7 protein-coding genes are annotated in these 7,388 nt (G+C 61.5%); all 7 read left to right on the top strand.

Features of this window, described 5'->3' with window-relative positions; genetic code table 11:
* Positions 1 to 260 (top strand): hypothetical protein (locus tag H1Y01_RS19765; protein WP_257644471.1); only part of this gene is annotated, 260 nt, incomplete at its 5' end.
* A gap of 180 nt (positions 261 to 440) precedes the next feature.
* Complete coding sequence (gene epsC, locus H1Y01_RS16740; protein WP_180541647.1) at positions 441 to 1,103, top strand: serine O-acetyltransferase EpsC; 663 nt, start codon at positions 441 to 443, stop codon at positions 1,101 to 1,103.
* 11 nt (positions 1,104 to 1,114) lie between these two features.
* On the top strand, positions 1,115 to 2,314 hold the full coding sequence (gene amrB, locus H1Y01_RS16735) for an AmmeMemoRadiSam system protein B (protein WP_219341637.1): 1,200 nt from the start codon (positions 1,115 to 1,117) through the stop codon (positions 2,312 to 2,314).
* Positions 2,315 to 2,477: 163 nt separating this feature from the next.
* Positions 2,478 to 3,281: a DUF4159 domain-containing protein gene (locus H1Y01_RS16730; protein ID WP_180541645.1), complete on the top strand. Its 804-nt coding sequence runs from the start codon at positions 2,478 to 2,480 to the stop codon at positions 3,279 to 3,281.
* A 12-nt stretch (positions 3,282 to 3,293) separates the two neighbouring features.
* Positions 3,294 to 5,543 (top strand): glutamine amidotransferase, encoded by a 2,250-nt coding sequence (locus tag H1Y01_RS16725; protein ID WP_180541644.1) that lies wholly within the window; start codon positions 3,294 to 3,296, stop codon positions 5,541 to 5,543.
* On the top strand, positions 5,540 to 6,418 hold the full coding sequence (locus H1Y01_RS16720; protein ID WP_219341636.1) for a hypothetical protein: 879 nt from the start codon (positions 5,540 to 5,542) through the stop codon (positions 6,416 to 6,418). Before H1Y01_RS16725 ends, H1Y01_RS16720 begins: the two co-directional genes overlap by 4 nt.
* Positions 6,415 to 7,388: tetratricopeptide repeat protein (locus tag H1Y01_RS16715; RefSeq protein ID WP_180541643.1), on the top strand; the 974-nt coding region annotated here is incomplete at its 3' end. The genes H1Y01_RS16720 and H1Y01_RS16715, both read left to right, overlap by 4 nt.

Raw genomic sequence — 7,388 nt, 5'->3', positions numbered from 1 at the left:
AAGACATAGCCGTCACGCGTATGTCGATAGCGGGGCGCTACCCAAACGGCGTGCGGACGGGGTGGTGCTTCCCATCGGCCCGCATTCCAAGCGTAGGCATTTCCATCCCAACGATGATAGCCGGCAACCCATACATGGTTGGGGCTGGGGCGAACGCCCCGGACTTCTACAAGCGGTCTCGGTGGGCCGACTCGTATCACAGCTTGCGCTTGAAGGGAACCGATTCCAACGGCAATCCCAAAAAACGCGGTCAACAGTAGTTTACGCACTTTGTATCTCCGCGCACTTAGTTGCATTCCGAGGGCCGTTGCAAAGGACAAGAATCGGCGCGGGTTTTCGAGATCTCTTTGCCGGGTCCCGGATTCTCGCACTAATCCGCCAGTCCAAACGCTTCCGCACCCTCGTCCGTCTTACCCGCATCTCTTACAATCAGGGTGCGCATGTTTGGTGAACTCGGCGAGCTCGTCCGTACGATCCTCCGCGAAGATCCGGCCGCCCGAAGTGCGCTCGAAGTGGTTCTTTGCTATCCCGGCTTCCACGTCACGATTTCACACCGCGTCGCGCACTGGCTGTACCGTTCCAAGCTGTATCTGCCGGCGCGCATGATCTCGCAATACGCGCGATGGATCACTGGAATCGAGATCCATCCCGGCGCCGCGATCGGCCGGCGTGTGTTCATCGACCACGGCATGGCGGTGGTGATCGGCGAAACCGCCGAGGTCGGCGACGATGTTCTGATTTATCAGGCCGTGACGCTGGGCGGGACCGGAACCGAGCCCGGCAAGCGGCACCCGACCATCGGCGACGGCGTCGTTCTCGGAGCCGGCTCGAAAGTGCTGGGTAATATCACGATTGGCAGCGGATCGAAAGTCGGCGCGGGCTCGGTGGTCGTTAAATCCGTTCCGGAGAACAGCACCGTCGTCGGAATTCCCGGCAAGATTGTTCGGTCCAAAGATTCGATGCCCGATTTGCACCAGCAGGGGACGCTGCCCGATCCCGTCGCTCAGACGCTCACCGGCCTACAGTCGCGCATCGCGGAGTTGGAAGCTCTGGTGCGCGATCTGCTGGACCGAGAGGCAGCCGCTCCGGCCCGGAATCGTTGATGCTGGCGGCATTGCGGCGCGACCTTGACATCATGCCGTCGCCGGCTGCCGACCGGCCCGGCTTACTGATCCGCGATCCCATGCGGTACTCGGACGCCGTTGTGATCCTTCCGTGGGCCCTCGCGCCGTGTCTCGAATTCTTCGACGGCGAGCACAGCGCACTCGATCTGCGGGCCGAGCTGGTTCGCATCGCCGGACATCTGGACACCACACAGCTGTGCGATCAGCTGCACGCCGCGCTTCGCGATAGTGCCTTCCTGGATGACGAAACATTCGCGCAGCGCAAGCAGGAGCGCGAGCGCCGGTTTGCCGAGGCGCCGGTGAGAACGGCCGCGCAGGCGGGCGGCGGATATCCCGACGAACTCAACGCGCTGCGAGAGACCATGAACGGATATCTCGATGCCTCCGATTCCCCGACCCAGGCGAATGACGTGATGGCGATTGCCGCGCCGCACGTGAGTCCGTTCGGCGGCTGGCAATCGTATCGTGCCGCATACCGGATGCTGCCCCGCCGCGCGCGAGAGCGAACATTCATCATTCTCGGGACGTCGCATTACGGTGAACCGGAGAAGTTCGGACTCACGCGCAAGCCATTCGAAACGCCTCTCGGCCGCACGCAGATCGATTTGCCGATGATCGATCGCCTCGCCTCGCGCGCGGCTTCCGGCGTCACCGTCGAGGATTACTGCCACTCGGTCGAGCATTCCATCGAGTTCCAAGTGCTCTTCTTGCAGTGGCTGTATGGTCCCGATATTCGGATCGTTCCGATTCTCTGCGGCGCGTTTGTTCAGAGTATTTACGGACGCGGGATGCCGGAGGATGACGAAGGCGTCGCGCGCGTGCTGGGCGAACTCGGCGAGATTGCGGCGGCGGAGAGCGAGCGCGTGGCCTGGGTGCTCGGCGTCGACATGGCGCACATCGGCCGCCGGTACGGGGACCGCGTCAGCGCTCGCGCGAACGAAGGCCACCTGGCGGAAGTCGCGTCACGCGATGCCGCGCGCAATGAGCAGATCGCGGCCGGCAATGCGTCGGGTTTCTGGGATCTGGTGCAGCAAAATCGGGACGATCTGCGCTGGTGCGGCTCCGCGCCGATCTACACCTTTCTGAAAGCTGTTCCGCAGGCGCGAGGACAAGTGCATCGCTACGAGCAGTGGAATATCGACGAAGCGAGCGTCGTGACCTTTGCCGGAATTTCGTTCACTGCCGCGTGATGATTTAGCGCGCGAGAGCGGTATTTGCATCGTTTCAAATACTGGTTTGCAGGCGCCTACTTCCGCGTTTTCCCCAGGGTGGCCGCGGCCATATGTGGTTCGTCCGCGGCTAATAGAACTTTGCCCCCCATGTTATTCTCGGACCATACCAGAAGTCGTTCCCATGCGGGTCCGCATCGCGCTTCCGGCGATCGTTGTACTGTGCTTTTCCATTAGCGCGGTTTTCGCTTTTCAGGCCCAGTTCAAACAGTATCCCGGCGAAGAAGACAATCCCACTACAGTTCCGCCCGGCGCGTTCGAGCGCACCGAGTGGACCTTCGCCCGCCTGCGCTATCCCTCCGGCCGCTACACCGAATACGCCGGCGAGCGCGGCACCTGGCCCACCGATTTCCCGAAAGCCGACCGCCAGTTCCTGCAAGGCGTTCGCCGCCTCACGCGCATCCACACTCGCTCCACCGAGCAGGTGATCGACATGAACACCGACGAGGTCTACAACTGGCCTTGGGTCTACGCCGTCGAAGTCGGCCACTGGGACCTGACCGATGCGCAAGTAAAAATGATGCGCGAGTATTTCCTACGCGGCGGCTTCCTGATGGTCGACGATTTTCACGGAACGTATGAGTGGGAAGTGTTCGTCGCCAGCATGAGCCGTATCTTTCCGGACCGTCCCATCGTCGAAATCGAAGATAAAGATCCGATTTTTCACGTTCTTTACGATCTCGAAAATCGCGTACAAGTTCCGGGGCTGCAATACGTCTATAGCGGTAAGGTTTATGAGAAGGATGGCGTTGTCCCCCATTGGCGAGGTATTTACGACGACCGCGGCCGCCTCATGGTCACCATGTGTTTCAATCAGGACGACGGCGATGCCTGGGAGCACGCCGACAATCCGCAATATCCTGAGAAATATACGTCGCAGGCCTATCGTTTAGGAATCAACTACATCATCTATGCAATGACCCACTGAGGGTCCCTTCTCATGTTTGAGCTTCTGTTCAAATATCCTCCGGCAGTGTTCTCGCGTGGGCATTACTTGTTGCTCGCGCCGCTACCGGTGTGGGTGCTGTTGCTGCTGGTGATTGCGGGCGGGGCGCTGCTCTTCTGGAACATTCGCCGTCACGCCCATTTGCTTTCGCAGGTTCGCCGGATCACGATCTGGAGTCTCGAGACCGCTCTGATCGCATTGCTGCTGCTGCTTCTCTGGCATCCCGCGATCAGCGTCGCGACCCTGCGTCCGCAGCAGAACATCGTTGCCGTTCTGCTTGATTCTTCGCGGAGCATGGCGATCAAAGACGAAGACGGCCAGACGCGATTCGACGCCGCTTCCAAGCTGCTGCATAACGGATTGCTCGATTCTCTCGGACGCCGTTTCCAGGTGCGCTTATACCGGTTCGGCGCGGATGCGGAACGCGTCGATCAGACGCGCTTCTTCCAGCCGCCCGATGCCAACGTAACGCGGATTGCCCAGAGCTTGCGCGACATCGCGACGGAGTCAACCTCGCTGCCCTTCGGCGCCGCGATCCTTTTGACCGATGGCGCGGAGAATGCCGGCGGGATCGATTTCGCCACCATCCAGCGCCTGCGACAGACGCGCATCCCCGTTAATACGATCGGCTTCGGCAAAGACAAGCTGCGCCGCGACGTTGAAGTGGAAGACTTCGCCGTCCCGCAGCGCACGCTCGCCGGATCGCGCATCGAAGCGCGGGTCGCGCTGCACCAGACCGGATGCACCGGCGAAAAGGCGCGCGTCACTGTGGCCGACGGCGACAAGATCCTCGCGTCGGAAACGGTCGATCTCACGCACGAAAATCAGGCCGTCCCGCTGGTGTTGAACGCGGGTCCGGCAGGCGCGCTCAATCTGGTTGCGCGGGTCGACCCGCTGCCCAACGAAGACAACGTTCAGAACAACGCGCTTTCTCGTTTGGTAAATGTGTCCGGCCGCAAGCCGCGCGTCCTATATGTGGAAGGCGAGCCGCGCTGGGAATACAAGTTCATCCGCCGCGCCGCGGATGACGATCCTCAAATCCAGCTGGTCAGCATGCTCCGCACCACGCCCAACAAGATTTACCGGCAAGGCGTGAGCGATCCGTCCGAACTCGAAGCCGGCTTCCCGGCCAAGCCCGAGGAACTGTTCGCCTACGACGGGCTGATCATCGGCAGCACCGAAGCCAACTGGTTTACCCCCGCGCAGCAGGACATGATCAAGGAATTCGCGGGACGCCGCGGCGGCGGCGTGTTGTTCCTGGGCGGCCGGTTCGCGCTTTCCGACGGCGGTTACGGCGCGACCCCGATCGCCGAAATGCTGCCGGTCCACCTGCCGGCCACACAAACCACGTTCCAGCGCGTCTATTCCAACACCGAGCTGGCGCCGGCGGGTCTGGATAGCGCGCTCACTCGCATCGATGACGACCCCGTGAAGAACGAGCAGCGCTGGAAGAAAATGCCGGAAATCGCAAACTGGCAAGCGGTGGGCGACCCCAAACCCGGCGCTGCCGTGCTCGCCGAAATCATCCCGCCGGGACATCGCAAAACACCGCTGCTCACGACCGAAGCGTACGGACGCGGACGCACGGCGGTCCTCGCCACCGGCGGGATGTGGCGCTGGCAGATGCGCTCCGAACACACCGACAAGACGCTGGCTTCGTTCTGGCAGCAGATGACGCGGTGGCTGGTGAACGACACTCCCGGCACGGTTTCCGCATCGACGCCGAAGCAGGTGCTGGCGGATGAAGATAAGGTCCCGCTGCGGGTCGAAGTGCGCGACAAGACGTATCAGCCGCTCGCCGGCGCAGTCGTCCAGGCCCATTTCATCGGACCGGACGGCGTCAACGCCACCCTGCAACTGCAGCCCGCGGCATCGGAAACGGGCGTTTACACGGGCGAATGGACCGCTCCCCGAGCCGGCGCTTACCTGGCTGAAGTGACGGCTTCCAATCCGTCCGGCGAGATCGGCCGCGACGTGGTTACCTTCCGCCGCGACGACGGCGTGGCTGAAAACTTCCGTTCGACACAGAATCGCGACCTGCTGGAGAAACTATCGGCGCAAACCGGCGGTCATTACTATACGCCCCGCGAGGCGCGTCACTTGGCCGATGAAATTGCCTACTCCGAAGCGGGTATTTCCGAACACGAATTGCTGGATTTGTGGGACATGCCGATCGTGCTGCTGCTAGCGCTCGGGTTGCGCGGCTCCGAATGGCTGCTGCGGCGGCGATGGGGAATCGTGTGAAGCGGCTTCTGTGGTTGGCGGCGCTGCTGCCCGTGGTGTGTCCGGCGAAAACGTTCTACCTCGTCATCGCCGGGCTTGGCGGCGAACCTGATTACGAGCAGCGCTTCAGCGGATTAGCCGATGAAGCCGCCAAGGCGTTCAATGCTCCGGGAGGCGATTCCGCCGTCACCGAACTCAAGGGGGCGGGAGCGAACAAAGCGGCCATTCAATCTGCGCTCGATCAAATCGCGCATCAGGCAACCCCGGCGGACGCTCTGGTTCTCCTCATGATCGGCCACGGCAGTTTCGACGGCGACGATTACAAGTTCAACATCCCCGGCCCCGATCTAAGCGCGCACGAACTGGCCGAAATGTTGAACCGCGTGCCGGCATCGAAGCAACTCGTTGCCGATACCACCAGCGCGAGTGGCGCGGTGTTGAAGCCGCTGGAACATCCGGGCCGCATCGTTGTCACCGCGACCCGCGACGGAATGGAACGCAACGCCACGGTGTTCGCGCGCTTCTGGATCGAGGCCCTGCACGACAACACGGCCGATACGGATAAGAACGAATCGATCAGCGCCCTTGAAGCGTTTACCTACGCGCAGCATAAGACCGCGAAGTTCTACGAAGAAGAAAAGCGCATCGCTACCGAGCATCCCGCGATCAGCGATTCGTCGCGTGCAGGATTGTTCACTGTCGTCCGTTTCGGCAGTGCGGCCAGTGCGGCAGCGGACCCCGCGAAGAAGCACTTGATGGCCCAGCGCGATGATCTCGAAGCCAAGATCGACGCGCTGAAGCAGCAGAAGAACACGATGGACGAGGCCGATTACAAGAAGCAGCTGACGGCGCTCCTGATCGAACTCGCCAAGACGCAGGGGGAAATCGATCGATGAGATTTCTCCTTGGAGTGTTGCTTGCCGCGGCATTGACCGCGCAGACCTCCAGCAACCAAGCCGAAGCGCTCTGGCGCCAGCACGATTACTTCGGCGCGAACGACGCCTTCCGGGCGCTCGTCGAGCAGCATCCGAAAGACGCGAATCTCAAGGTTCGGTGGGGACGCCTGCTGCTGGAACGTTTCGCTCCCGTGGACGCCGCGGGTCTCTTCAACGAAGCGCTCGCGATCGATCCCAAGAACGCCGGCGCGCACCTCGGCCTTGCTCTCATCGCGGAAGAAGATTTCGAAGGCTCGGCGATCGATGAAGCGCACAAAGCGCTCGCCTCCGATCCCAATCTGGTTGAAGCGCGCGAGCTGCTCGCCAAACTCGCTCTCGAAGACAGCGATTTGAAGACCGCGCGCGAGGAAGCCGCCGCGGCACTCAAGCTGAACGCGAAATCCATGGCCGCCGAAGCCATCAACGCCTCTGCCGATCTACTCGAACATCGCGATGCCGGCGAGTGGCTCAATCGGATCGCGACCGAGCACCCGAAAGACGGCGCCGGTTACGAATCGATCGGCTTCTTCCTTCAACTGAACCGACGCTACGACGACGCGATTACTTATTTCCGCAAGGCCATCGCGGTCGAGCCCGATCTCTGGAGTGCTCATTCGCAGCTCGGCCTGAACCTCATGCGTCTGGGACGCGAAAGCGAAGCCCACCAGGAGCTTGAACTGGCTTTCAACAACCACTACGCCGACTTACCGACCAAGAACACCCTCAAGTTGATGGATAAGTACGGCGACTTCAAAACGTTCCGCGAAGGCCAGACCATTCTGCTTCTCGACAAGAAAGAGGCCGACGTACTGCGCCTCTACATTCAGCCCGAATTCGAGCGCGCGCTGGCGACCTATCAGAAGAAATACGAGATCACGCTGCCACGCCCCGTGCAGCTCGAGGTCTATCCGAATCACGAGGACTTCGCGGT

The sequence above is a fragment of the Nevskia soli genome (assembly GCF_903970205.1).
In the GTDB taxonomy this organism is placed as follows: domain Bacteria; phylum Acidobacteriota; class Terriglobia; order Bryobacterales; family Bryobacteraceae; genus Bog-113.
The sequence above is the reverse complement of the archived record's forward strand: the minus strand, read 5'-3'. Positions and strand labels throughout refer to the sequence as shown.